The organism is Gordonia sp. LMA484 (genome assembly GCF_058129505.1).
The window spans coordinates 3,171,314-3,196,384 of the sequence record NZ_CM176700.1 but is presented as its reverse complement, the minus strand read 5'-3'; the positions used below and the strand labels follow the sequence as shown (position 1 = coordinate 3,196,384).

Below are 25,071 nucleotides of genomic sequence, written 5' to 3'. Positions count from 1 at the left end.
GGGTTGCGGGCCGGCGGTGACGTCGTGCAACCCCCTGCAACGGGTTCCTCGGCTTTGCGCCGGCGCTGTGATCGAGAGCACAATCGAGTCGTGTCAGTGCGCGGTGATGTCGACGTCGGTCCCGAGCCCGCAGTCTCCGCGGGTGAGAATCCGCGTCACTATGCCCAGCTGTTGTCGGCCGTCTACGACGCGGCGATGGCAGGGGAGAAGATGCCGGCCACGCCGCGTCCGGTGATTCGCGAGTCCTGGGATCGTGTCCTGCTCGCGGGAGTTGATCCCGAGTCGGACGTGCCCGACGACGGGCTCGATGGGAGTGACCTCGAACTTCGTCGACGCGACTCGGGGTTGTTGGCGGTCCTCGACGATCTGACCCGTGGGCTGGACTCGCTGATCACCGATTCCGAGAGCATCCTCGTCATCGCCGACGCGGACGGGCGGGTGCTGTGGCGCAGCGGCACACCGCGCGTCCTGCAGCGCGCGGACCGGCTCGGCTTCGTCGAGGGGGCGAGCTGGGCCGAGGGATCGGTGGGCACCAACGCGATCGGGACGGCATTGACGGCGGGACGCGCCGTGCAGATCTTCTCGGCGGAACACTTCGTGCGCAGCCATCACGCCTGGACCTGCGCAGGTGCGCCGATCCGGGACCCGCGTACCGGCGCCGTGCTCGGAGTCGTCGACGTCAGTGGTCCGGCGGCGACCATCCACCCGACGACCGTGGCCCTGGTCGATGTCGTCGCCAGACTCGCGGAATCGCAATTGCGTGACCATCACCGCCGACAGCTCGACAAGGTGCGTTCGGTGGCGGCGCCGATGCTCGCCCGACTCGGGGTCCCGGCGTTGGCGATCGACGAACACGGCTGGGTGGCAGCATTGGAGGCCGTCACCCCGCGGGCTCGTGTCCTCCTGCCGCGTCAGGCCGTGCCCGGCCGGATGTGGTTGAACGACTTGGGTGAGTGCGACCTCGAGCCGCTGCCCGGCGGATGGCTGGTCCGGGTCACGGCGAACAGCGACGCGTCGGCCACCACCGTCGACCTCGACCTCACCGATGATCGGCACCCGCGATTGTCTGTCTCGGGAGCTGTCGGCAGCTGGGTGATGCAGCCCTCGCCACGGCACGCGGACATTCTCGCGCTCCTCGCCCGTCACCCGGAGGGGCAGACCGCGGCGGAACTGTCCGGTCACCTGTTCGGCGATGGCGATCGAACTGTCACCGTACGTGCGGAGATCTCCAGGCTGCGCAAACATCTCGGCGGCGTGCTGGCCGCGCACCCGTACCGATTTGCGGACGGAGTCGTCGTCACTGTGCACGGTCCGGGTTCGTCGATGGGCGGATATCCGTAGATTTGATCTGTGACCACCCACGTCGACGGATACCTCCGTCACATCATGGCCATCTGTGCAGATGATCGCTCCGGCAAGGTCGCCGACTACATACCCGAACTGGCGCGGGTCGATCCCGACGGCTACGGGCTCTCACTCTGTCTGCACGACGGCCACGTCTACTCCCAGGGCGACAGCGCGGTGGAGTTCACGATCCAGTCTGTCTCCAAGGCACTGACCTATGCGATGGTGCTCACCCGGCTCGGCCACGCCGAGGTCGATGACAAGATCGGCGTCGAGCCGTCCGGCGACGCGTTCAACAAGATCAGCGTCGACGACCGCGGTAGACCCAAGAACCCGATGATCAATGCCGGCGCCATCATGGCGTCCGCGCTCCTGCTGCCGCCGGTTCGCGACATCGGCGAGGGCATCGTCGACGCCACGTTCAACGAGCTGACCGACTTCTATGCCGCCTGTGCGGGCCGGCGACTGGCGCTCGATGACGAGGTCTATCGGTCCGAGTCGAAGACCGGCGCCCGCAACCGTGCGATCGCCTACATGCTGGACAGCTTCGGAATCGTCGACACCGATCCGGAGGCAGCCCTCGATCTGTACTACCGCCAGTGCTCGCTTCGGGTGACCACCGACGACCTGGCCGTCATCGGTTGCACCCTCGCCAACGGCGGCCTCAACCCTCGCACCGGACGCCAGGTCATGACGCAGGAGGTGGCGCAGCGCGTGCTGTCGGTGATGACCACCTGCGGCATGTACGACGGGGCCGGCGACTGGGTGTCGTCGGTCGGTCTGCCGGCGAAGAGCGGTGTCGGGGGTGGAATCCTCGCGGTGCTGCCCGCGCAGTTGGGGATCGGGATCTATTCGCCACGACTCGATCGGCACGGCAACAGCGTGCGCGGTACCGCGACGTGCCGTCACCTGTCGACCGACCTCGGCCTGCACATGTTCAACCTGACACGCGAGAGCCGGGTGACGATTCGAGCGGTCTACGACATCGGCGAGTTCGACGTCGGTGACGAGTGGTCCACCCGTGAACGCGGGTTCCTGACGACCTGTCGAGACCGGGTGCGGGTCTACGAGCTGCAAGGTGACCTGACATTCTCGGGAGCCGAGTCGGCGATGCGCCGGCTCGAGAACGACCTCGACGACTTCGACGTGGCGATCGTCGACATCTCGCGCATCGGGGTGGTCGACCCGGTGGCCCGGACCATGGTCTTGAGCTACAAACACACCTTGGACGAGCGGGGGCAGCGCGGCATGGTCGTCGACCCGGACGGTGTCATGCGGGCCAGCGTGGAACGTCATCGAAACGATCAGATTGTTCCGGATATCGTTGCGCCCGAGGCGCTTCGCGGCTTCGATCCCACTCTTCCGCATGTGCACACCACGATGGAGGAGGCGGTGACCGATGCCGAGGCGTTCCAGCTGAAGCAACGATACGGCCGAGGGGAGATGTTCGCCGGTTCCTGAGCCAGGGGTGTCCGGGCACGCTGACGGCCCACCGTTAAGCTGACCAACGTGCGTCTGGTTATCGCGGAATGCCAAGTGGATTATGTCGGGCGGTTGACCGCACACCTGCCGATGGCCAAGCGGCTGTTGCTGATCAAGTCGGACGGATCGGTGAGTGTGCACGCCGACGACCGGGCCTACAAACCGTTGAACTGGATGAGTCCGCCGTGCTGGATGGATGAGGCCCCGGTTCCCGACGGTGTCGAGGCGCACGCCTACTGGGTGGTGACCAACAAGGCCGGCGAGGAACTGCGCATCACGATCGCGTCGATCGAGCACGATTCAGAGCATCAGCTCGGCGTCGATCCAGGGCTGGTGAAGGACGGTGTCGAAGCTCATCTGCAGGAACTCCTGGCCGAGCACGTCGACACCCTCGGCACCGGACACACCCTGGTCCGGCGCGAGTACATGACGGCGATCGGGCCGGTCGATCTGCTCTGCCGAGACCCGGCTGGAGCGACGGTCGCCGTCGAGATAAAGCGCCGGGGCGAGATCGACGGGGTGGAACAGCTCACGCGGTATCTCGAATTGCTCAACCGTGACCCGACCCTCGCGCCGGTGACGGGCGTCTTCGCCGCGCAGCAGATCAAGCCGCAGGCCCGCACGCTTGCCGAGGACCGCGGGATCCGTTGTCTGGTCCTCGACTACGACGCGCTGCGGGGCGCGGAGAGCACTGAGTTCCGGTTGTTCTGAGCGGTGGTGATCCCGGCGGTCAGGTGACTTTCGCCGGTGTCAGCGCCACCACGGCGATCGTTCGTCGCACCTTGTCCTGATAGCCCTGGTAGTCGAAGACGTCGTCGTTGAGGGTCGTCCACATCGCTTCGCGGTCGGCGCCGGTGAGCTCGGTCCCGATCACCGGTGTCACCGCGCCTGCGAGCTCGACCGTTGCGGGGGTGCCGGCTTTCAGGTTCAACCACCAACCCGGCTGCCAATCGGCCCCGCCGTTCGACGCGGCGACGATCCATCGGTCGCCGTCAGTCGTGAATATGAGCGGTGTCGTGCGCTGTTTGCCACTCTTGCGTCCGGTGGTGGTGAGAAGCAGAAGGTCGGCGCCTCGGAATCGGCGTGGCTTGCGCCAGGAGATCACTGCGTTGACCGCGCGGTTGAGGGTCACGAATGCCCGCCGTTTCATGACGGGATCGTAGCGGTATCGGGCCCCTGTCGCCGACATTCGCGAGGCGCCGAAGTCGGTGTCTCGGCTCAGGGCCGGGTCGCCGCCTGTGCCGCCGAACTGTTGACCGTGTTGCCGTTGCTCGGCGACCGCTTGACCTGCGATTGTGCCGACAGGGCCCGGTTGAGCAGCTCGACGTCGTCGTTGTCGGTGAGGTCGGCCAGGTCCTGATGGCGTTCGGCCAGCTGCGCCGGGAGCTTGGAGACCTGATCGCGCACCTGATTCAGCTGCTCGACGACCTGCTTGCGAGCCAGGTCGGCCTGGGTGGCCAGCTCGCGGGAGCGGGCCAGCCGCTCGGTCGCGATCTCCTGGGCGGTCTCCTTCATCCGCGCCGCCTCGTGCCGGGCACGATCGCGTTGCGCGGCGAGCTCGGCGTCGTGCCGTTCGCGTTCGGCCTGCCGCGCTCGGGTGCTCTGCAACTCGAGCTCGGCGGCCTCGCCCTTGGCCTTGGTGACGATCCGGCGCGCCTCGTCCTTGGCGGCGTCCATCGTCTCCTTGTGTTCGGCCTCCATGGCCGCCGTGCGTTCGGCGATGAGCCTGGCCGCTTCCTCGGCTTCCTCGGCAGCATGGGCGGCTAGCTCGTCAGCCTTCTCGCGGACCTGCCGGGCCCGCTGCTCGGCGTCGGCGATGGTCTTCTCGGCGGTCTTCGCGCCTTCGTCGCGCATGCGCTTGGCATCGGCCTCGGCGTCATCACGCATCATCGCGGCCTCCTGACGCGCGATGGAGGTCACCTCGGCGGCCTCGGCCGCGGCATCCGCTCGGATCTCCGAGGCCTCGTCCGATGCGAGTTGCAGCATGCGGCCGAGCCGCTCACTCATTCCCTGCGCGGTTGTCGGGGGCACCGACAGTTTGTCGACCTCGCGACGCAACTCCTCGATCTCGTCGCGAGCCTCCTCGAGGTGGGCGGCGAGCTCATGTGCGTTGGCGGTGGCGGCATCCCGATCGGCCGCGAGCACACGCAGCTCTGCATCCATGCGCTGCAGGTGCTCGGCGACCTGATCGCGATCGAAGCCGCGCATGACGACGGCGAAGGGTAGGTGCCGCGGTGCGGGAGCTGACATGCGGCACAGTTTATCTCAGTGGCGAATATCAGTGACCTGTGGAACCGGACGCGGGTTCGACCAGCTCGAGCAGCACGCCGCCGGCATCCTTCGGGTGCACGAAGTTGATGCGAGAGTCTGCGGTGCCGCGCCGGGGTTCCGGGTACAGCACGCGCACGCCCGCGTCCGTGAGCCGGGTGCTGACCGCTTCCACATCGGTGACTCGCACGGCGAGCTGCTGCAGGCCGGGTCCGTTGCGATCCAGGAACTTGGCGATGGTCGACTCTTCGGTCAGGGGCGCCAGCAATTGGATCACCGCTCCGCCGGACTCACCCGCGCTGCGGGGCCCGACCATCGCCTCCACGACGCCCTGATCGGTGTTCGTCTCCTCGTGCAGCGTCTCGAACCCGAGGTGGTCGCGATACCACTGCTTGGCCACCTCGAGGTCCGGCACGGCGATGCCGACATGATCGATCGCGACGACGAGGTCGGAGATGAGCTCGGTGGCGGAGACTGATGCTGCGGGGTCTGTTGCTGAGGTCGTCATGTCCTAACGGTAGCGTTGAAGGGAAAAGCTCACAGAGCGGGCGCTCGGTCTGCCGGTTTATCCCATGTTGGAGGTCTCCCATGTCCACGAACACCGAACAATCGTCGACTGTCATCGTCGCGGGCGCGCGGACCCCGTTCGGGCGTCTGCAGGGGTCGCTGAAGGACTTCAGCGCGGTCGATCTGGGAGCCATCGCGATCAAGGGCGCACTCGAGCGCTCCGGGGTCCCGGCCTCGGCGGTCGATTACGTGATCATGGGCCAGGTCCTCACGGCCGGTGCCGGTCAGATGCCGGCCCGTCAGACCGCGGTCAAGGCCGGTATCGGGTGGGATGTACCGACCCTGACCATCAACAAGATGTGCCTGTCGGGAATCGACTCGATCGCGCTCGCCGATCAGCTGATCCGTGCGGGCGAGTTCGAGTGCGTCGTCGCCGGTGGCCAGGAGTCGATGACCCAGGCGCCGCATCTGCTGCCGGGCAGCCGGAGCGGGTTCAAGTACGGCAACACCGAACTCGTCGACCACATGGCCTACGACGGGCTGTGGGACGCGTTCACCGATCAGCCGATGGGTGCGCTGACCGAGCAGGGCAATGACGTCGCTGCGGAGGCCGCCGACGATATGACCCGCGGTTTCACCCGTGCCGAGCAGGACGAGTTCGCGGCGCTAAGCCATCAGCGCGCGGCGATCGCCTGGAAAAACGGCGTTTTCGCCGACGAAGTCGTGCCGGTGAGCATCCCGCAGCGCAAGGGCGATCCGGTCTCCTTTGCCGAGGACGAGGGCGTTCGCGCGGACACCACCGCCGACTCCCTCTCGGGCCTGCGACCCGCCTTCCGCAAGGACGGCACGATCACCGCGGGCAACTCGTCGCAGATCTCCGACGGCGCCGCCGCTGTGGTCGTGATGAGCAAGGCGAAGGCCGAAGAGCTGGGCCTGACCTGGCTGGCCGAGATCGGACCGCACGGCGTCGTCGCCGGACCGGATTCGTCGCTGCAGGCGCAGCCCGCCAACGCCATCGAGAAGGCATGCGCGAGGGCCGGCATCAAGCCGTCCGATCTGGATCTGATCGAGATCAACGAGGCGTTCGCGGCCGTCGGACTCGCCTCGACCAAGAAGCTCGGCATCAATCCGGAGATCGTCAACGTCAACGGCGGTGCCATCGCCGTCGGTCATCCGATCGGCACGTCGGGTGCGCGGATCACCCTGCACCTGGCGCTCGAACTGCAGCGTCGCGGTGGCGGCGTCGGAGCAGCAGCACTGTGCGGTGCCGGCGGTCAGGGTGACGCGCTCATCGTTCGGGTGCCCAAGAGCTGACCTGGGCTCGAGGTGTAGTAGGGGGAGACCTCTACTACACCTTGTCGTATAACGCCATCTGATTCGGCACAATGGAAGCCATGTCGCAATTCTTCGATCTCAGTACCCCGGCCAAGCGCTTCCGGTTCATCGCGGTGGTGGAGGCCATCACGTGGCTGGCACTGCTGATCGCCATGTTCTTCAAGTGGGTCCTCGGACACACCGAGGCGGTGGCCGTCCCGGGCATGGTCCACGGCATCGTCTTCGTGATCTTCGTGGTGATCTCTGTGGTGACAGCGGTCCAACTGCGCTGGAACGCCACTGTGACCGGCCTGGCACTGCTCTCGAGCATCCCGCCGTTCGGCACTCTGGTGTTCGAATGGTGGGCCCAGCGCAACGGTCATCTGGCCGAGCTGTCCGCCGAGCAGGCGCCGCAGCGTCTGGCGGCCTGACGGTGGTGAGGCCGTGATCGTCGCCTTCAGCCTGACGCCCTCCGGCGGCGATGCGGTCGACGCTGACGGTGGGATGAGCGCGGCCGTCGCCGCGGCGGTGCGGGTCGTCCGCGCCTCTGGTCTGCCGCACCAGACGACGTCGATGTTCACTTATCTCGAAGGCGAGTGGGACGAGGTCATGGCCGTGGTCCGGCAGGCCACCGAGGCCGTGGCCGAGCATGCGCCCCGCGTCGGACTCGTGCTGAAGGCCGACATCCGACCGGGTCACACCGGGGAGATGACCGGAAAGGTCGAACGGATCGACCGGCATCTCACGTGACGGGTGACGTGCGCGAGGCCGGGCGGCCGTCGGTCACGGCGACCGATCGGCGCGCACGTGCCTCCGCGACGACCGTGTTCGCGCTGAACGGCTTTCTCGCCGCGATGTGGGTTGCTCACATCCCCGTGATCACCGAGCGCACGGGGGTCTCCCACGACGCACTCGGGGGGCTGCTCTTGCTGCTCGGTGGTTTCGCGTTCGTCGGAATGCAGGTCTGCGGGCCCGTCATCGACCGGTGGGGATCGCGTCCGACCACGATCGTCGCGGCGATCCTGCTGTCGCTGGTGGTCCTCGGACCGGTCGGCGCCACCACCGCGTGGTCCCTTGCGGCGGCGCTGGCGGCCTTCGGGTTCGCCAATGGCGCGCTCGACGTCTCGATGAACGCGCAGGCAGTCGCGGTGGAACGCCGCTACGGCCGGCCGATCATGTCGTCGTTTCACGGGTTCTTCTCGGTGGGTGGACTGCTCGGCTCCGGCATCGTGGCTCTCATGCTGTGGCTCGATGTCCCGGTCATGGCGACGGTGGCTGTCTCGGGTCTCGTCGGCCTGGTGGTGACCGGTTGCGTCGCGAGCGGTCTGCTCAGGCGCGACCCGGGTCCTCGGGCGTCGGAGGTCGGCGGCACGACGGCCGCGGGAGAGCGACCCGGTCGTTGGTGGGACGCGATCGATCGACGACGGTTGTTCCTCCTCGCCGCGGTCGCCTTCGCTCTCATGCTGGCCGAGGGGACCGCCTACGACTGGAGTGCACTACATGTCGTCGAGAGTTTCGGCACCAGCGAGTCGGTCGGAGCCATCGCTTTCGGTGCGTTCAGCGGGGCGATGACCCTGGCGCGGTTCGGCATCGATCCGGTGGCGGCGGTACTGGGGCCGATGGCCGTGGTGCGCTACGGCGCCGTGATCGGCATCGTCGGCATGACACTGGCCGTGTCGGCACCGTCGGCGTGGCTCGCGATCGTCGGCTGGACGGTTTTCGGTGTAGGCCTGGCCGGACTGATTCCCCAGATCTTCACCGCGGCGGGCAACCTCACCGACGACTCGAGTGGACGCACGATCTCGCTCGTCGTCGGGTGCGGGTATCTGGGCATGCTCGCGGGACCGGCGGTGGTCGGATTCATCAGTCAGCGAAGCAGCTTGGGGATCGGGCTGGTGGTGGCTGTCGGAGCGCTCGTGTTCGCCGCGGCGGCCGCCGGTGTCGTGCGTGCCCCGGCCCGGTGACAGCGATGATCCGCCTGCCGGCGGCATGACACACTAGAGGAGTGACACGACCAACGAATCGGCAGCAGGCGGCCGCGGCCGCTCGGCAACAAGCTGCCGCAGCGGTAGCCATGTCGGGTGCGGTCGACCTGTCGGCCCTCAAGGAACGCGCCGACGCGCAGCGGCAACAGGGGCAGCGCCCGACCGCAGCGCCTCAGTCCGCCGGACCGCCGCCCGATTCCGCGCCCCCGACGGGCTCCGAGGACGCCGTCATCGACGTGACCGACGAGACCTTCGAGACCGAGGTGCTCGCCCGCTCGCAGCAGCAGCTGGTCCTCGTCGATCTGTGGGCGGAATGGTGCGGCCCCTGCAAGCAGCTCTCCCCGGTCCTCGAGTCGCTGGCGGCACGGGCGCAGGGCGCTTGGGTGCTCGCCAAGATCGACGTCGACGCCAGCCCACGGATCGCACAGGCCTTCCGGGTCCAGTCGATCCCGATGGTCGTCGCCATCGCGCAGGGCCAGCCGGTCGCCGCCTTCAACGGCGTGCGTTCGGAAGCAGAGATCTCACAATGGGTCGGCGAGATCCTGTCGCAGCTCGGGGACGGGCTGCCCGGTGGGCTGCCCGACGCCGGACCCGAACCGGAAGACCCCCGGATGGTCGCCGCTGAGGACAAGCTCAACGCCGGCGACTTCGACGGAGCGCTCGCCGAGTACCGGGCGATCGTCGAGGCCGAACCGGAGAACATCGAGGCTGCCTCGGCGGCGCGCAATCTCGAGTTCGTCCTGCGCGCCCAGGCGCACGATCCGGCGATCGTGGACGCTGCGGCCCCGACCGACGTGGACGCACAGCTGGCCGCCGCGGATGTGTTGCTGATGTCGCAGCGACCCGAGGACGCCTTCGACCGGATCATCAACGTCGTGAAGCTGACCGCAGGCGACGACCGGACCAGGGCCCGCACACGCCTGCTCGAGTTGTTCGAGCTCTTCGACCCGGCCGAACCGTTCGTCATCTCCGCTCGTCGCAAGCTCGCGACGGCCCTGTACTGAGAGCGACGCCGATAGAACCCGTGCCGAACGCCGGTCCATGGGGAGCGAGCCGCCGGCCGAGCGGTCATCCCGGTCCTTGAGGAGCGTCGTGAGGACCGAGCGGTCATCCCGGTCCTTGAGGAGCGTCGTGAGGACCGAGCGGTCATCCCGGTCCCTGAGGAGCGTCGTGAGGACCGAGCGGTCATCCCGGTCCCTGAGGAGCGAGGCGCCAGCCGAGCGTCACGAAGGGCGCCCTTCGTGACGCATCCTCGCAAGCTCGGAGGCTCCTCAGGGATCGGAGGGGGGTTGCCCGCGCGGAGGCTCGTCAGGTTTCGGTGGGGTTGCCCGCGAGGAGGCTCGTCAGGGATCGGTGGGGGTCCCTCGCGAGTTCGGAGGCTCGTCAGGGATCGGTGGGGGTCCGTCGCGAGTTCGGAGGCTCGTCAGGGATCGGAGGGTCAGTCCGTCGCAGGGGCCAGGAAGATCGCCGAGTTGGCCGGCAGCATCACCTCGGCGGAGGTCGCGCGGCCGTGCCAGCCCGGGCCGTCCGCGGTCACGCTGCCGAGGTTGCCCTTTCCGCCTCCGCTGTATGCGGTCGAATCTGTGTTGACCACCTCCGACCACGCTCCCGTCCGGGGGAGACCGACGCGATAGTTGACGCGGTCGGAGCCGGAGAAGTTGAACAGGCAGGCCATCACCGATCCGTCGCTCCCGTGACGCAGGAAGCTGATCACGTTGTTCGCGGTGTCGTTGGCGTCGATCCACTCGTAGCCGTCCGGCGTCGCGTCCTGGCTGTAGAGCGCGGGACTGCTCCGGTAGACCCGATTGAGGTCGGTGACCAAAGCCGAGATACCCGAATGCAGTTCGCCTTCCCAACCCTGCTGCTGGAACCAATCCAGGCTGCGGTTGTCGGCCCATTCGCCGGTCTGTCCGAATTCCTGGCCCATGAACAGCAGCTGCTTGCCGGGGTGTGCCCACATGTACGCGAGCAGGACACGGACACCGCATGCTTTCGTGAAGGAGTCGCCGGGCATCCGGCTCCACAGCGTTCCCTTGCCGTGGACGACCTCGTCGTGAGAGATCGGCAGCACGAAGTTCTCACTCCACGCGTACATCAGCGAGAACGTGATCTCGTGATGGTGGAAGCTGCGGTGCACCTGATCGCGGCCCAGATATCCGAGCGTGTCGTGCATCCAGCCCATGTTCCACTTGAATGTGAAACCAAGGCCACCGAGATTGGTCATCTGCGTCACGCCGGGCCACGCAGTGGACTCCTCGGCGATGGTCACCGCACCCGGGAAGTGTTTGTGCACAGTGGCATTCGTCTCCTGGATGAACTGCACCGCCTCCAGGTTCTCCCGGCCACCGTAGATGTTCGGACGCCACTGCCCGTCGGGGCGGGAGTAATCCAGATACAGCATCGACGCCACCGCATCCACACGTAGGCCGTCCACGTGGAACTCGTCGAACCAATAGAGCGCATTGGCCACGAGGAAGTTGCGGACCTCCCGGCGCCCGAAGTTGAAGACGTAAGTGCCCCAGTCGAGTTGCTCGCCGCGCATCGGATCGCCGTCCTCGTAGAGCGGCGTGCCGTCGAATCGGGCAAGTGCCCAGTCATCTTTGGGGAAGTGCGCGGGAACCCAGTCGATGATCACCCCGATGTCCCGGGAGTGCAGATGGTCGATGAGGTATCGCAGGTCGTCCGGGGAACCGAAGCGTGACGTCGGCGCGAAGTACGAGGTGACCTGGTAGCCCCACGAGCCGCCGAATGGATGTTCGGCGACGGGGAGGAATTCGACGTGCGTGAAACCCTTCTCCACGAGGTAATCGGCGAGTTCGACGGCGAGTTCGCGGTAGGACAGGTGCATTCGCCACGAGGCGACGTGCACCTCGTAGACGCTCATCGGCTCCTCGACCGGGCTTGCCGTGGTGCGCTTGGTGATCCACTCCTCGTCCGACCACACATAACTGGATTCGGTGACGACCGACACCGTCGACGGCGGTGGGAGGGTGCGCTGGGCCATCGGGTCGGCCTTGTCCCGGACAACTCCGTCGGCACCATGAACACGGAACTTGTACCGCATGCCGTCGCCGACATCGGGGATGAACACCTCCCAGACACCGGAGCTGCCGATCATGCGCATCGGCGCCTGCCGGCCGGACCAGTTGTCGAAATCGCCGACGACCGCGACACCGTGGGCATTGGGTGCCCACACCGAGAACGCTGTGCCCCCGACCTCGCCGTCAGGCGTGGTGTAGGACACGATGCGCGCGCCGAGGATGTCCCAGAGGGACTCGTGCCGGCCCTCGGAGAACAGGTGGACGTCGAGTTCACCCAGACTCGGCAGGAAACGGTAGCCGTCGGCCACGACGTAGTCGTCGGAACCGCCGTCGGCGTTGGGGTAGGTCACCCGATAGCGATAGTCCATCAGGTCCTCGAACGGTACCGCCACCACCCACAGGTCATCGCTCTGTCGATACATCGGATGGTCGACGCCACCGATGACCGCGACAACCGACGTGGCGTCCGGGCGGAGGGTTCGCAGAATGGTCCAGCCGGTGGTCGCGTCGTGCGCACCGAGGAACGCGTGGGGGTCGGGATGGGTCAGACTGAACAGCCGCCGCAGATCATGGTCGGACGCCGACGGTTCGGGGCCTTGGCTCTTGGTCGTGTCGGTCACGTCAACCTCACTGAATCCGGTAGGCGAGTCGTCGGGCGGCGGTGGCATCGAGCGGCGGGAGCGCCAGGATGTGCGCGACCGCATGCCACGGCTCGAGTTGAATGTAATTCGCTTGCCCCCAATGGAACTCCTGACCGGACACCTCGTCACGCACCAGGAACCGGTCCTGCCAGTCAAAGCCGAGTGCAGGCATGTCGAGCCACACGGTCGAGACCTCGGTACCGAATGGATTGAGATTGATGACGACGATGACCCGGTCCCCGGACACCGGATCGAACTTCGAATAGGCGATCAGTGCGGGATTGTCGAGATGGTGGAACGTGATGTGGCGCAACTGTTGCAGTGCGGGATGGCGGCGCCGGATCTCGTTGAGCGTGGTGATCCACGGCTCGAGCGACTCGCCGCGGCTGGTTGCCGCCTTGTAGTCCCGCGGCCGTAATTCGTATTTCTCCGAGTGCAGGTACTCCTCGCTGCCCTCGGCGACCGCGACGTGCTCGAAGAGCTCATAACCGCTGTACACGCCCCACGTCGGCGCCAGCGTCGCGGCGAGCGCGGCGCGCAGAGCGAACATGCCCGGGCCGCCGTGCTGCAGGCTGGCGTGCAGGATATCCGGCGTGTTGACAAAGAGATTGGGGCGCGCCTCGTCGGCGTGCTCGGAGATCTCCTTGCCGAACTGTTCGAGCTCCCACTTCAGCGTCTTCCACGTGAAATAGGTGTAGGACTGGGTGAAACCGAGACGGGCCAGTCCGTACAGCCGCGCCGGACGGGTGAACGCCTCGGCGAGGAACAGCACGTCCGGGTCGCGCTTCTTCACCTCATTGATGAGCCATTCCCAGAAGTTCGGAGGCTTGGTGTGCGGATTGTCGACCCGAAAGATCTTGACACCCAACCCGACCCAGCCGAGCACCATCTTCAGCACGGCACGGTAGAGCCCGTTGCGGTCATTGTCGAAGTTCAGTGGGTAGATGTCCTGGTACTTCTTCGGTGGATTCTCCGCATAGGCGATGGTCCCGTCGGGAAGGGTGGTGAACCATTCGGGATGCTCACGCGCCCAAGGATGATCGGGTGCACACTGCAGGGCGAGGTCGATGGCCACCTCGAGACCGAGTTCGCCGGCCCTGGAGAGGAAATATGCGAAGTCCTCGGTGGAGCCGAGGTCCGGGTGGATCGTGTCGTGGCCACCCGCTGCCGACCCGATCGCCCACGGTGAGCCGACATCATCCGGCCCCGCGACCAGCGAATTGTTACGGCCCTTGCGGTTGACCTCACCCACGGGATGGATCGGGGGCAGATAGATCACGTCGAACCCCATCCCGGCGATCCGGGGCAGGTCGTCGACGGCGGTGAGGAAGGTGCCGTGCACCGGTTGACCTTCGTTGTCCCAGCCGCCCGTGGACCGCGGGAAGAACTCGTACCAGGAGCCCACGAGCGCACGCCGTCGATCCACCCACACGCGATAGGACCGTGACTTCGTCACGAACTCGCGGACCGGGTGGTGGGTGAGCAAGTCGGCCACCTCGTCGGAGACCGCGAGATTGACCCGGTTCTCGACACGTCGTCGGCGGGCGCGCAACTGCGCGACCGCGTCATCGAGCGTCTCCCGGGCGTCCTCGGGAACCACCTCACGCGCCTCGGTCAGCAGCCGGGCACCGATCTCGAGGTCGTTGGCGAGGTCGGCGGCGCCCTGACCGGCGTCGATCTTCTTCAGGACGGCCGATCGCCAGGTGGTGTACGGGTCACTCCAGGCCTCGATACGGAACACCCAATAGCCGACCGCGTCCGGGACGAACGAAGCGTTGAACACGTCGGGTTCGCCGGCGGGCTCCATCCGGACGTCGGCGGAGCTCCGATTGGGCCCGTCCACATGCAGTGTCACCCCGAGGGCGTCGTGCCCCTCCCGCCATGCGGTCGCGCTGATCGGGACCAGCTCGCCGACAACGGCTTTCGCCGAGTTCTGTCCGGCCGACACCAGGGGTTGGATATCGTCGATCCCCATCCGCCCGATCACCAGGGGCCTCCTCTCGTAGACCTGCGACCTCACTGACGCGCGCTCCCGGTGTGGCGACGCCGGCATCGCTGCCGTCCCTAACCGTAGGGGATGGCGGCCAGTCTGCCCAACGCTGAACGGACCAGATCACCATCGGTCGTCCGCCAGAACGGTGGTAGCGACGCGAGCAGATATCCACCGTATCCGGCGGTGGCCAACCGGGAGTCCAGAACGGCGACCACGCCGCGGTCGTCGGTGGAACGGAGTAGCCTCCCCGCACCCTGGGCGAGCAGCAATGCCGCGTGATTTGCGGCGACCGTGAGGAAACCGTTACCTCCCCGTGCCTCGACGGCCCGTTGACGAGCGGTGAGCAGCGGGTCGTCCGGGCGGGGAAAGGGGATACGGTCGATCACCACGAGGCTGCACGAAGGCCCGGGCACATCGACGCCCTGCCACAACGACAGCGTGCCGAACAGACAGGTCCTCGGGTCTTCGGCGAAGCGGCGCACGAGCGTGGAGGTGGTGTCGTCGCCCTGGCAGAGCACGGGATGATCGCAACGTTCCCGGATCGCGTCGGCGGCCTCCCGCGCGGCACGCATGGACGAGAACAGGCCCAGCGTCCGTCCGTCGGCGGCGTCGACCAGGCCGGCGAGTTCGTCGAGGGTGACGTCGGCGATCGCGTCGCGACCCGGGCGGGGCAGGTGGCGGGCCACGTAGAGGATCGCCGCCCTCGGGTAATCGAACGGTGACCCGGCATCCAGACCGGACCAGCGGGGCGGTGCGGTGTCCGACGGCGCACTCTTGCCGATGGCCATCGCGCCGATCTCCGGCGCCGCGAGTCGCTCCGCCGCGGGATCGGCGCCGTCGAAATCTCGTGGCCCGCTCGGTTCGCTCCCGGCATCACGTCGGCCGGCGGCGGGTAGCCCCCAGGTGGCGGCCAGCGCGTCGAAGTTCCCGCCGATGGTCAGCGTTGCCGAGGTCAGGATCACCGTCGCGTTGGCGAACAGCGACGCCCGCAGCAGACCGCCGACCGAGAGCGGGGCGATCCGCAGAATCGCGCGCGTGTCGCCGCCGACCTTCTCGTGCGCCACCCACACGACGTCGTGGCGTTTGGCCTCGTCCGGCGAGTCGAAAGCGCCCAGAAGGCGCACCACCGTGTCGTGGGTGTCCTCCAGCGAGGTGAGCGCGGCCGAGCGGGCGGCCGCCGACTCGTCCGATGCGCCGCCGCTGCCTGCTCCGGGCATCCGGACAGGACCGATCTCGTTCCGGGCCAGCCGCAGACGATCGCGCAGGCCGGCGAGCGCCTCGGCCATGCCCGAGGGCAGTCTGGTCCATTCGCGTGCCGGTGATTCCTCCAGGACCGCATCGAGGTTCTCGCCTGCGCCCAGCAGAGCGTCGGTGGTCTCGTCGTCGAGTAGCTTGCCGCAGCGCCGGGCCACCAGCGTGATGCCGGCGCCGGACAGTTCGGCAGTGGCGACGGAGGTGATCCGGTCGACGAGTTCATGGGCCTCGTCGATGACGACGACGTCGTGTTCGGGCAGGATGCTCGCCGGACTCATCGCATCGATGGCGAGCAAGGCATGGTTGGTGACCACGACGTCGACCTTCCCCGCGGCCCGTCGTGATCGTTCGGCGAAGCAGTCCTCCGCGTAGCTGCAATTCGTGGCGCCGAGGCACTCGCGCGCCGTCACGCTCACCTGTCGCCATGACCGGTCCGACACGCCGGGAGTGAGATCGTCACGGTCGCCCGTCTCGGTGTCCGAACTCCATTCACGAAGCCGTGTCACCTCGCGGCCGGTTCGCGACAACTCGAATGCATCGAACAGCTCCGTTGCGGGTTCCTCCGCGGTGCCACTGTGAATCTTGTTGAGGCACAAATAATTACCGCGCCCCTTGAGGATCGCGAAGGTGGGTTCGCGCTCCAGCGGGCCCTTCAATGCCGGCGCGAGTCGGGGCAGGTCGCGCTCGATCAGCTGACGTTGCAGCGCGATGGTCGCGGTGGACACGACCACGGTGCGGCCGGATTCGACTGCATGACGGATCGCCGGCACGAGGTAGGCGAGCGACTTGCCGGTGCCGGTGCCGGCCTGCACGGCGAGATGCTCGCCGGTGTCGATGGCGTGCGCGACCGCACTAGCCATCCGTACCTGGCCGTCGCGGCGGTTGCCGCCGAGGGCGGTGACCGCGGTGTCGAGCAGTGCGGTCACCGAGGGGATTTGGGTCATCCGGTCGTGGTCATTCGGTGGGAGGTCGTCGGGGATGTGGTCATCTGATGTGGGTCGACCCGTCGTAGAGCAGGTCACCCTCGAGTTCCACACCGGCTTCCCGCATCGCCGTCAGCGCTTGTGCCGACGTCTCCGCCGAGACCGCGGCGGTGAAGTTCAGCAGCACGCGGGTCGCGAACCCCTCTCTCACCGAGTCGAGAGCGGTGGCGCGGACACAGTGATCGGTGGCGATCCCGGCGATGTCGACATGCGTGATCCCGTGTTCGCGAAGCCAATCGGCAAGTGATACGCCGTCTTCGGTGGATCCTTCGAACCCTGAATAGGCGGCGCTGTACTCACCCTTGGAGAACGTCTCCTCGACGACCGACGCGTCGAACGTCGGATGGAAGGCGACTCCGTCGGTGCCCACCTTGCAGTGCGGCGGCCAGGAGTCGACGAAGTCCGGGTGGTCGGAGAAGTGATCTCCCGGATCGATGTGGTAGTCGCGGGTGGCGACCACGGTGCGGTAGTCGCCGACGATCGAGTTGATCGCCGAGGCGACCGCCGCGCCGCCGTTCACGCCCAGCGCGCCGCCTTCGCAGAAATCGTTCTGGACGTCGACGACGACCAGCGCATGGTGTTTCGGAGCATGTTCTCCCATGACTGCTTGACCGACCTTCCTAGCCGAGGATGAAACGGGTGGGGACGGCGGGATCTCCGTGGGACAGGCCGAGCCCTTCCCACGGCAGGCTCACCAACGCGTCGGCGAGATACTCTCGGCCCTCGCCGAGCGTCGGCAGCCCGTCGACCGGATCGCCCCCGCGGACGAGAGGGATCTGCAACGGGCGCAACGTGAATCCATCGGCTGCGGGCGCCGGTTCGGTCGCGCGATAGAGGATCTCCTCGACGATGGTGCCCGACGAGCGGGCCGAACGCACCGCGGTCTTGGCGCCGCCCTTGGATTCCTTGTGGCTCGCCCGCTTGGCCACCGGCAGTCCGTCGACCTCGACGAGCTTGTAGATCATGCCCGCGGTCGGTGCGCCGCTGCCGGTCACCAGCGACGTGCCGACGCCGTAGGTGTCGACCGGTTCGGCGCGCAGCGACGCGATCGCATATTCGTCGAGGTCGCCGGAGACGACGATCTTGGTGCGGTGGGCGCCGAGGGAATCCAATTGGTCGCGCACCTGCCGGGCCAGTACGCCGAGGTCGCCGGAATCGATCCGGACGCCCCCGAGCTCGGGCCCGGCGACCTCGATGGCGTTGCGTACACCCCTGGTGATGTCGTAGGTGTCGACGAGCAGAGTGGTGCCGATGCCCAGGGCATCGATCTGCGCGGCGAACGCCGCCTTCTCGTCCGGGCCGTCGGGTCCGGTGAAGCCGAGGGTGAACGCGTGGGCCGCGGTGCCGGCGCTGGGTACCCCATAGGTTCGGGCGGCCTCGAGATTCGACGTGGCCGCCACCCCCGCGAGATACGCGGCACGCGCGCTGGACACCGCGGCACGTTCGTGGGTGCGTCGCGAACCCATCTCGATGATCGGCCGCGAACCGGCGGCACTGACCATGCGTGCCGCTGCCGACGCGATCGCACTGTCGTGGTTGAGGATCGACAGGATGAGTGTCTCGAGCAGAACGCCTTCGGCGAAGCTCGCGCGGACGGTCAGGATCGGGGAGCCGGGAAAGTACAGTTCGCCCTCGCGGTATCCGTCGATGTCGCCGGTGAACCGGTAGTTCCGCAGCCACTCGACGGTGTCGTCGTCCAGGAACCGACGCACCACCGCCAGTTCGTCGTCACCGAACCGGAAGTCGGCCAACTCCTCCAGCACGCGTCCGGTACCGGCCACCACCCCGTATCGCCGGCCGTCGGGCAGGCGACGGGCGAACACCTCGAACACGCATGGCCGCTGCGCCATCGGATGACGCAATGCGGCAGAGACCATGGTCAGTTCGTACTGATCGGTCAGCAGGGCGGTGTTGTCGATGCTCACAATCGCTTACCCTTGGTCGTATGGCGCCTGACGTAACTCGTGCGCACGAGGCTACCCCGGGATCTCCGGGAGGCACCGCGGTGGCGGATCCCGGCGTGGCCGAAGGTGCGACGTCGCTGGATCGTCCGTGGGTGACGATCGTATGGGACGACCCCGTCAACCTCATGCGCTACGTCACCTTCGTGTTCCAGAAGATCTTCGGATACTCCGAGGCGCGGGCCAACGAACTGATGATGCAGGTCCACAACGAGGGCAAGGCCGTCGTCTCCGCCGGTGAGCGCGACAAGGTGGAGGGCGATGTCCGCAAGCTGCACGCGGCGGGCCTCTGGGCCACCATGCAGCGGGACACCTGAGCGGGGATCGGCACACCACGTGCGTACCTGGAAACGCAAGGGTCGGGGCTCGGCGATGCGCATCTGTTCGCAGCTCGACCCGCATGAGGTCGAACTGCTGGCGTCGATGGTGACATCGATGCACGAGCTGCTCGCCGAGCGAGAATCCACCGCACCCCGTGACGAGCTGTCCGACCTGACCGGGATCCCGACCGGGCACAAGGACGCGCCGACCGACGTGACGCTGGGCCGTCTGCTACCCGACTTCCACCGCCCCGACCAAGAGCGAGAGCTCACCGCTGACATGGTGAACGGCGACGTCAACAGCGCACTGCGCAGTCTGCACGAACCACACATCATCGCGGCGAAGATGACGGCCGCCGACGTCGTGTTGGACACGCTGCCGCGGGGCGGCGGTGACCTCGCGCTCACCGAGGAACAGGCAATGCAGTGGCTGACCGCGCTCAACGACGTCCGGTTGGCGCTCGGCGCGATGCTGGGGATATCGGAGGACACCCCCGATCAGCTGCCGCCCGACCATCCGCATGCCGCGCACCTCGACGTCTATCACTGGCTCACGGTCATGCAGGAACTTCTCGTCGAGTCGTTGATGTGACCCCGGTGATCGCGCCGCAGGGCGACCGGATCACCGACGTGGCCGGCATCTCGGTCGGCCACCACCACCGGATCGACGGCGATGCGCGCGTGGCCGAGCCTGCGGCTGCCGGCTCAACCGACGACACCGAGAAGGGTGATCTCGACGACGGCGGCGGGACCGAGGGGCGGGGGTGGGCGACCGGCACCACGGTCGTGCGGATCGATGCACCCGACGCGGTGTGCGCGGTCGATGTACGCGGTGGGGGACCGGGCACGCGGGAGACCGATCTGCTCGATCCCGCCAACACGGTGCAGACGGCACACGCGATCGTGCTGACCGGCGGTAGCGCGTTCGGACTGGCCGCGGCCGACGGCGTGATGGCCGGGCTGGAGGCGAGTGGGGTGGGCCTACCCATGGACGACCGGGGCCACGTCGTCCCGATCGTGCCCGCCGCGGTGATCTTCGATCTGCCGGTCGGTGCCTGGGAATGCCGGCCGGACGCCGACTTCGGCCGTCGCGCCTTGGCGGCGGTGGCGAGTGACTTCGAGGTCGGCAGCGTGGGAGCGGGGGCCGGCGCACGTGCCGGTGCGGTGAAGGGCGGGGTCGGAACGGCGTCGATGACCATCGGTGACGGACCGGCCGAGGGTGTCACGGTCGGCGCGTTGGTGGTGGCGAATCCGGTCGGGTCCGTCGTCGATCCCGCGTCCGGGTTGCCCTGGGCGGCAACCGATACCGACCTCGATCAGCTCCGGCTCCGCCGGCCGGTGCGCGAGGAGATCGCCCGGTACGCGGAACTGGCGGCCAAACAGACGGTGCTGAACACGACGATCGGTGTGATCGCCACCGACGCCGTGCTCGACGCCGCCGCGACGAGACGGGTGGCGATGGCCGGTCACGACGGCCTGGCGCGCGCAATCGTGCCCGCGCACTCGCCACTGGACGGCGACACCCTCTTCGCGGTCGCGACCCGCGCGCACCGTCCGGAACAGCCACCGGTCCCCGACGGGATGAATCCCGACGTCGCGCTGCTTGCCGAGGTCTGTCGGGTGGCCGCCGTCGTCGTCCAGCGCGCGATCGTCGCAGCGGTCGTCGCCGCCCGGCCCGTGGCAGGCATACCTGCCTACGCCGACGTCCTGCCGTCCGCGGCGGGTGGCTACCGTGGGTCGGCGGAATAGCCCCGGTCGCCGGGGCGTTGCCCAGACCTGATGCCTGAGGAGGAGTTGAACGTGCTGACGATCGGTCAGGAGTTGGTCGATGCGATGGTGGCGCACGCACGCGCCGACCACCCGGACGAGGCGTGCGGCATCATCGCCGGACCTGAGGGGTCGGATCGTCCCGAACGCTTCGTCGCGATGACCAACGCGGAGCGCTCGCCGACGTTCTATCGCTTCGACTCCGGCGAACAACTGAAGGTCTGGCGGGAGATGGATCGCCTCGACGAGGAGCCGGTGGTGATCTATCACTCCCACACGGCCACCGAGGCCTACCCGAGCCGGACCGACATCTCCTACGCCAGTGAACCCAACGCCCATTACGTGCTGGTGTCCACCCGGGACGCCGAGAACGCAGAGATCCGCAGCTATCGCATCGTCGATGGTGTGGTGACCGAAGAGTCGATCGAGATCAGGAGCTGACCAATGGCGGTAACCGTGTCCATCCCGACCATCTTGCGCACCCACACGGGAGGTGAGAAGCGCGTCGAGGCCACCGGGTCGACGTTGTCGGAGGTCATCGACAACCTCGAGACGGCCAACCCGGGGCTCAAGGATCGGCTCGTCGCCGACGGCAAGCTCCACCGTTTCGTCAACATCTATGTCAACGACGAGGACGTGCGGTTCTCCGGCGGCCTCGACACCAGCGTCGACGACGGCGACGATGTGACGATCCTGCCCGCGGTCGCGGGGGGATAGTCGTCGGTGGCTCGCTACACCTCACTGATCGAGTCGGTCGGTCACACCCCGCTCATCGGGCTGCAGCGTCTCTCACCGCGGTGGGAGGATTCCGACCCCGGGGATCCCGATGGAGGCCCGCACGTACGGCTGTGGGCGAAGCTCGAGGACCGCAACCCCACCGGGTCGATCAAGGATCGCCCCGCGCTGCGGATGATCGAGCAGGCCGAGCGGGACGGATTGCTGGCGCCGGGCTCCACGATCCTCGAGCCGACCAGCGGTAACACCGGCATCTCGCTGGCGATGGCCGCCAAGCTCAAGGGCTATCAGCTGATCTGCGTGATGCCCGAGAACACGTCGGAGGAGCGCCGCTCGCTGCTGACGATGTTCGGCGCCCAGGTGATCTCGTCACCAGCCGCGGGCGGATCGAACACCGCGGTGGCGATGGCCAAGGAACTCGCTGCCGACCATCCCGACTGGGTGATGCTCTACCAGTACGGGAACGAGGCCAACATGCTCTCGCACTATGAGGGCACCGGACCGGAGCTGTACGCGGACCTGCCCGAGATCACCCACTTCGTGGCAGGCCTGGGCACCACCGGAACCCTGATGGGGGTGGGCCGCTACCTGCGAGAACAGAATCCCGAGATCCAGATCGTCGCCGCCGAACCCCGCTACGGGGACGAGGTCTACGGACTGCGCAACATCGACGAGGGCTTCGTCCCGGAGCTCTACGACGATTCTGTGCTGACCCGGCGGTTCTCGGTCCAGGGAGTAGACGCCGTAGCCCGTGTGCGCGAACTCATCGACACCGAGGGGATCTTCGCCGGCATCTCCACCGGCGCGATCCTGCAGGCCGCCCGGGGTATCGGACGCAGCGCGCTCAAGAAGGGTGAACGGGCCGACATCGGCCTGGTCATCCCCGATGCCGGATGGAAATATCTGAGCACCGGCGCGTACGAAGGTAGCCTGGAGCAGGCAGAGCAGGCACTCGAAGGACAGCTCTGGGCGTGAGTGATTGATCGTCGACCAGGCAAGCGAGCCCGTCGAGCTACTGCTGGTTGAGTAGCGGCGAGCGAGCGTGCGAGCCCGTCGCGTATCGAAACCCCCCCCGCACGCCGCGCCGAACCGACACCGACAGGAAGAGCCATGACCACCAACCCCGCGCCCTCGGGTTCGGGCACCGCGCGTAACAAGCCACGCCCGTTGTGGCTGCGCTCGGTTGCGATCATGGCCGCGATCACCGCGCTGTTGTTCATCATCGAAGCGATCGACGCTGCCACTCATTACGACCTCGACGAGGCCGGCATCGAGCCGCGGCAGGTCGACGGTCTTGACGGCATCCTGTGGGCACCGCTTCTGCACGCGGACTGGCAACACCTGATCGCCAATCTGATCCCGGGACTGGTGCTCGGATTCCTGTTGCTCATGGCTCGACGTTTCCTGATCGTCACCGCCATCGTGTGGGTGGTGTCCGGCCTGGGGGTGTGGTTGTTCGCGCCGCCGTACACCGTCACCGTCGGCGCATCCGGGGTCATCTTCGGGTGGCTGACCTATCTGCTCATCCGAGGTCTGTTCAACCGCGACATCTGGCAGATCCTCGGCGGGGTGGTCCTGTTCCTGATCTACGGATCGGTGCTCTGGGGGGTGTTGCCGACCACTCCCGGCGTTTCCTGGCAGGGACATCTGTTCGGTGCTCTCGGCGGGGTGTTGGCCGCCTGGTATCTCGCGTCCCGCGATCGGCGCAGGCCCACCGGGCCGCCGCAACAGACCCTGGGGGTGCGGTCATAACGGCCCAAGATGCTCCCATCGGGATCTTCGACTCCGGTGTGGGCGGTTTGACGGTGGCGCGCGCCATCATCGACCTGCTCCCGGACGAGGACGTCATCTACATCGGTGACACCGCCAACGGTCCCTACGGTCCGCTGGCCATCCCGGACATCCGGCGACATGCCCTCGCAATCGGCGATGACTTGGCCGAACGGGGTGTGAAAGCTCTTGTCATCGCCTGCAATACGGCGTCGGCCGCCTGTCTGCGGGATGCCCGCGAACGCTATGCCCCGATCCCGGTGATCGAGGTGATCCTGCCCGCCGTGCGCCGCGCCGTGGTGGCCACGAAGACCGGCCGGATCGGGGTCATCGGCACCCAGGCGACCATCTCCTCACGTGCTTACCAGGATTCGTTCGCCGCCGCCCGTGACGTCGAGATCACCGCGGTCGCGTGTCCGCGGTTCGTCGACTTCGTCGAACGGGGGATCACCAGCGGTCGCCAGATCCTCGGCCTCGCCCAGGGATATCTCGAGCCCTTGCAAGAGGCCGACGTGGACACCGTGGTCCTGGGCTGCACGCACTATCCGCTGCTCTCCGGGGTCATCCAGCTCGCCATGGGCGACCAGGTCACCCTGGTGTCTAGCGCCGAGGAGACCGCGAAGGACCTCTTCCGGGTGTTGACCGAGCTCGACTTGCTCCATCCGCACACCGACCGGGACGCGGTGCGTGAGTTCCGGGCGACCGGGGACCCGGAGTTCTTCGCCCGACTCTCGACACGGTTTCTCGGGCCCGCCATCGGGCAGGTGCAGCATCTCTAGACACGCCTCTGGGGCCGCCCGGCTCATCGTTGGAGACTTGTGACCCGTATGCGTTCGCATGCCCGGGGCCGCGTGGCACAGTAGGGCGTATGCGTCTCACGGTCCTCGGGTGTTCCGGCAGTGTCGGTGGACCCGGTTCCGCCTGCTCGGGCTACCTGTTGTCCGTCGAAGGACAGCGGCCGGTGCTGATGGACTGTGGCCCGGGCGTCCTCACCGAACTGCAACGGTATGTCGATCCGGTCGACGTCGATGTCGTGCTGAGCCACCTGCACGCCGACCACTGCCTGGACCTGCCGGCGATGTTGGTGTGGCGGCGTTACGCCCCTCGTCCCGCGCCGGGCCGAGCCACCCTGTACGGGCCGGTTGGTACCGCGCAGCGCGTCGGTGCGGCGTCCTCGGAGCTACCCGGCGAGGTCGACGACATCTCCGACACCTTCGACACCATCGAATGGGAGGAGGGTACCGAGGTGTCGCTGCACGGACTCGAGGTGAAACCGGTCAAGGTGAACCATCCGCCGGAGACGTTCGGCCTACGCTTCACCGGTCCGGAGGGGCAGGTGATCGCCTACAGCGGCGACACCGCGATGTGCGACGAGGTCGTCGATGTGGCGCAGGGCGCCGACATCTTCCTCTGCGAGGCCACCTGGACCCACGCGCCCGATGACCGGCCGCCGAACCTGCATCTGTCCGGCTACGAGGCAGGTCAGATCGCGACCAAGGCCGGGGTTCGGGCGCTGGCTCTGACCCATCTGGCTCCCTGGTTCGACCCGGAGGAGATCCTTGCGGAGGCGCGCTCCACCTTCGCCGGCCCCGTCGACCTGGTCCGGCCCGGTCAGGTCTTCGACCTGGTGCCGTGATCTCGATACGCCTCCTCACTACGTTCGTCGGCTACTCGATCAGCGATGGACGCTCCTCACTTGGTTGGTC

25 protein-coding genes are annotated in these 25,071 nt (G+C 67.4%); 17 read left to right on the top strand and 8 right to left on the bottom strand.

The genetic code is table 11. The features are described from left to right. The first annotated feature begins 90 nt into the window (after positions 1–90). From AC4AMJ_RS14070 to nucS, 3 genes are read left to right on the top strand one after another with little or no spacing between them, the layout of a single operon-like run. Entirely contained in the window at positions 91–1,341 is a 1,251-nt protein-coding gene (locus AC4AMJ_RS14070) for a helix-turn-helix domain-containing protein (protein ID WP_489918330.1), read from the top strand. A gap of 9 nt (positions 1,342–1,350) precedes the next feature. Next, on the top strand, positions 1,351–2,805 hold the full coding sequence (gene glsA / locus AC4AMJ_RS14065) for a glutaminase A (protein ID WP_489918329.1): 1,455 nt from the start codon (positions 1,351–1,353) through the stop codon (positions 2,803–2,805). A 48-nt stretch (positions 2,806–2,853) separates the two neighbouring features. Next, a complete protein-coding gene (nucS, locus tag AC4AMJ_RS14060; protein ID WP_489918328.1) occupies positions 2,854–3,537 on the top strand; it encodes an endonuclease NucS in 684 nt (227 codons plus the stop codon). 19 nt (positions 3,538–3,556) lie between these two features. Here the strand turns inward: nucS and AC4AMJ_RS14055 are convergent, their stop codons facing one another. The 3 genes from AC4AMJ_RS14055 to mce form a co-directional block, all read right to left on the bottom strand. Beyond that, positions 3,557–3,976: a nitroreductase/quinone reductase family protein gene (locus tag AC4AMJ_RS14055; protein WP_489900567.1), complete on the bottom strand. Its 420-nt coding sequence runs from the start codon at positions 3,974–3,976 to the stop codon at positions 3,557–3,559. A 68-nt stretch (positions 3,977–4,044) separates the two neighbouring features. Further along, positions 4,045–5,076, bottom strand: a complete 1,032-nt coding sequence (locus AC4AMJ_RS14050) for a hypothetical protein (protein WP_489918327.1) — start codon at positions 5,074–5,076, stop codon at positions 4,045–4,047. A 28-nt stretch (positions 5,077–5,104) separates the two neighbouring features. Continuing rightward, the gene (gene mce, locus AC4AMJ_RS14045) at positions 5,105–5,602 is read right to left on the bottom strand and encodes a methylmalonyl-CoA epimerase (RefSeq protein ID WP_489918326.1); all 498 of its coding nucleotides are present in this window, start codon (positions 5,600–5,602) and stop codon (positions 5,105–5,107) included. A gap of 80 nt (positions 5,603–5,682) precedes the next feature. Between mce and AC4AMJ_RS14040 the strand changes: the two genes are divergently transcribed. The 5 genes from AC4AMJ_RS14040 to AC4AMJ_RS14020 all read left to right on the top strand — a co-directional run bounded on the left by AC4AMJ_RS14040 (position 5,683) and on the right by AC4AMJ_RS14020 (position 9,904). Further along, positions 5,683–6,915: an acetyl-CoA C-acetyltransferase gene (locus tag AC4AMJ_RS14040; RefSeq protein WP_489918325.1), complete on the top strand. Its 1,233-nt coding sequence runs from the start codon at positions 5,683–5,685 to the stop codon at positions 6,913–6,915. A gap of 71 nt (positions 6,916–6,986) precedes the next feature. Then, positions 6,987–7,346 (top strand): DUF3817 domain-containing protein, encoded by a 360-nt coding sequence (locus AC4AMJ_RS14035; protein WP_489900571.1) that lies wholly within the window; start codon positions 6,987–6,989, stop codon positions 7,344–7,346. Between the two features lie 13 nt (positions 7,347–7,359). After that, positions 7,360–7,665, top strand: coding sequence for a thiamine-binding protein (locus AC4AMJ_RS14030; protein WP_489900572.1), 306 nt, complete (start codon positions 7,360–7,362; stop codon positions 7,663–7,665). 104 nt (positions 7,666–7,769) lie between these two features. Further along, complete coding sequence (locus AC4AMJ_RS14025) at positions 7,770–8,879, top strand: MFS transporter (RefSeq protein ID WP_489918429.1); 1,110 nt, start codon at positions 7,770–7,772, stop codon at positions 8,877–8,879. Positions 8,880–8,920: 41 nt separating this feature from the next. Then, entirely contained in the window at positions 8,921–9,904 is a 984-nt protein-coding gene (locus AC4AMJ_RS14020; RefSeq protein ID WP_489918324.1) for a tetratricopeptide repeat protein, read from the top strand. 434 nt (positions 9,905–10,338) lie between these two features. On the opposite strand, the gene glgB is transcribed toward AC4AMJ_RS14020, so the two are convergent. The 5 genes from glgB to AC4AMJ_RS13995 form a co-directional block, all read right to left on the bottom strand. Then, positions 10,339–12,609 carry a 1,4-alpha-glucan branching protein GlgB gene (glgB, locus tag AC4AMJ_RS14015; protein WP_489900824.1) on the bottom strand — a complete coding sequence of 757 codons (2,271 nt, stop codon included), beginning with the start codon at positions 12,607–12,609 and terminating at the stop codon, positions 10,339–10,341. Continuing rightward, a complete protein-coding gene (locus tag AC4AMJ_RS14010) occupies positions 12,569–14,569 on the bottom strand; it encodes a maltotransferase domain-containing protein (protein WP_489918323.1) in 2,001 nt (666 codons plus the stop codon). The genes glgB and AC4AMJ_RS14010 overlap by 41 nt, the downstream gene beginning before the upstream one ends. Positions 14,570–14,646: 77 nt before the next feature. Further along, complete coding sequence (locus AC4AMJ_RS14005; RefSeq protein WP_489918322.1) at positions 14,647–16,773, bottom strand: ATP-dependent DNA helicase; 2,127 nt, start codon at positions 16,771–16,773, stop codon at positions 14,647–14,649. Between the two features lie 40 nt (positions 16,774–16,813). Further along, positions 16,814–17,413, bottom strand: coding sequence for an isochorismatase family protein (locus tag AC4AMJ_RS14000; protein ID WP_489900576.1), 600 nt, complete (start codon positions 17,411–17,413; stop codon positions 16,814–16,816). A 19-nt stretch (positions 17,414–17,432) separates the two neighbouring features. Continuing rightward, complete coding sequence (locus AC4AMJ_RS13995) at positions 17,433–18,737, bottom strand: nicotinate phosphoribosyltransferase (RefSeq protein ID WP_489918321.1); 1,305 nt, start codon at positions 18,735–18,737, stop codon at positions 17,433–17,435. A gap of 20 nt (positions 18,738–18,757) precedes the next feature. Here AC4AMJ_RS13995 and clpS point away from each other — a divergent pair, with 20 nt between their 5' ends. The 9 genes from clpS (at position 18,758) to AC4AMJ_RS13950 (ending at position 25,001) form a co-directional block, all read left to right on the top strand. Further along, entirely contained in the window at positions 18,758–19,090 is a 333-nt protein-coding gene (gene clpS, locus AC4AMJ_RS13990) for an ATP-dependent Clp protease adapter ClpS (RefSeq protein ID WP_489900578.1), read from the top strand. 19 nt (positions 19,091–19,109) lie between these two features. After that, on the top strand, positions 19,110–19,685 hold the full coding sequence (gene aosR, locus AC4AMJ_RS13985) for an oxidative stress transcriptional regulator AosR (RefSeq protein ID WP_489900579.1): 576 nt from the start codon (positions 19,110–19,112) through the stop codon (positions 19,683–19,685). Then, the gene (locus AC4AMJ_RS13980) at positions 19,682–20,842 is read left to right on the top strand and encodes a P1 family peptidase (RefSeq protein ID WP_489900580.1); all 1,161 of its coding nucleotides are present in this window, start codon (positions 19,682–19,684) and stop codon (positions 20,840–20,842) included. The genes aosR and AC4AMJ_RS13980 overlap by 4 nt, the downstream gene beginning before the upstream one ends. A 51-nt stretch (positions 20,843–20,893) precedes the next feature. Further along, entirely contained in the window at positions 20,894–21,301 is a 408-nt protein-coding gene (locus AC4AMJ_RS13975) for a M67 family metallopeptidase (protein ID WP_489900581.1), read from the top strand. 3 nt (positions 21,302–21,304) lie between these two features. Beyond that, entirely contained in the window at positions 21,305–21,577 is a 273-nt protein-coding gene (locus AC4AMJ_RS13970; RefSeq protein ID WP_489900582.1) for a MoaD/ThiS family protein, read from the top strand. A gap of 6 nt (positions 21,578–21,583) precedes the next feature. After that, positions 21,584–22,570, top strand: coding sequence for a PLP-dependent cysteine synthase family protein (locus tag AC4AMJ_RS13965; RefSeq protein WP_489900583.1), 987 nt, complete (start codon positions 21,584–21,586; stop codon positions 22,568–22,570). Between the two features lie 135 nt (positions 22,571–22,705). Next, positions 22,706–23,347: a rhomboid family intramembrane serine protease gene (locus AC4AMJ_RS13960; RefSeq protein WP_489900584.1), complete on the top strand. Its 642-nt coding sequence runs from the start codon at positions 22,706–22,708 to the stop codon at positions 23,345–23,347. Beyond that, on the top strand, positions 23,344–24,144 hold the full coding sequence (gene murI, locus AC4AMJ_RS13955) for a glutamate racemase (protein WP_489918428.1): 801 nt from the start codon (positions 23,344–23,346) through the stop codon (positions 24,142–24,144). Before AC4AMJ_RS13960 ends, murI begins: the two co-directional genes overlap by 4 nt. 89 nt (positions 24,145–24,233) lie before the next feature. After that, positions 24,234–25,001 carry a cyclic nucleotide-degrading phosphodiesterase gene (locus AC4AMJ_RS13950; RefSeq protein ID WP_489900585.1) on the top strand — a complete coding sequence of 256 codons (768 nt, stop codon included), beginning with the start codon at positions 24,234–24,236 and terminating at the stop codon, positions 24,999–25,001. Positions 25,002–25,071 lie beyond the last annotated feature (70 nt).

What these genes read in the sequence shown, in the direction of transcription:
- AC4AMJ_RS14000 (WP_489900576.1), bottom strand. Translation starts at nt 17,413, where the DNA reads ATGGGAGAACATGCTCCGAAACACCATGCGCTGGTCGTCGTCGACGTC.
- AC4AMJ_RS14035 (WP_489900571.1), top strand. Translation starts at nt 6,987, where the DNA reads ATGGAAGCCATGTCGCAATTCTTCGATCTCAGTACCCCGGCCAAGCGC.
- AC4AMJ_RS14025 (WP_489918429.1), top strand. Translation starts at nt 7,770, where the DNA reads ATGTGGGTTGCTCACATCCCCGTGATCACCGAGCGCACGGGGGTCTCC.
- AC4AMJ_RS14040 (WP_489918325.1), top strand. Translation starts at nt 5,683, where the DNA reads ATGTCCACGAACACCGAACAATCGTCGACTGTCATCGTCGCGGGCGCG.
- AC4AMJ_RS13960 (WP_489900584.1), top strand. Translation starts at nt 22,706, where the DNA reads ATGACCACCAACCCCGCGCCCTCGGGTTCGGGCACCGCGCGTAACAAG.
- AC4AMJ_RS13970 (WP_489900582.1), top strand. Translation starts at nt 21,305, where the DNA reads ATGGCGGTAACCGTGTCCATCCCGACCATCTTGCGCACCCACACGGGA.
- AC4AMJ_RS14005 (WP_489918322.1), bottom strand. Translation starts at nt 16,773, where the DNA reads ATGACCCAAATCCCCTCGGTGACCGCACTGCTCGACACCGCGGTCACC.
- AC4AMJ_RS14050 (WP_489918327.1), bottom strand. Translation starts at nt 5,076, where the DNA reads ATGTCAGCTCCCGCACCGCGGCACCTACCCTTCGCCGTCGTCATGCGC.
- AC4AMJ_RS14055 (WP_489900567.1), bottom strand. Translation starts at nt 3,976, where the DNA reads ATGAAACGGCGGGCATTCGTGACCCTCAACCGCGCGGTCAACGCAGTG.
- mce (WP_489918326.1), bottom strand. Translation starts at nt 5,602, where the DNA reads ATGACGACCTCAGCAACAGACCCCGCAGCATCAGTCTCCGCCACCGAG.
- clpS (WP_489900578.1), top strand. Translation starts at nt 18,758, where the DNA reads ATGGCGCCTGACGTAACTCGTGCGCACGAGGCTACCCCGGGATCTCCG.
- AC4AMJ_RS13950 (WP_489900585.1), top strand. Translation starts at nt 24,234, where the DNA reads ATGCGTCTCACGGTCCTCGGGTGTTCCGGCAGTGTCGGTGGACCCGGT.
- glgB (WP_489900824.1), bottom strand. Translation starts at nt 12,609, where the DNA reads ATGCCACCGCCGCCCGACGACTCGCCTACCGGATTCAGTGAGGTTGAC.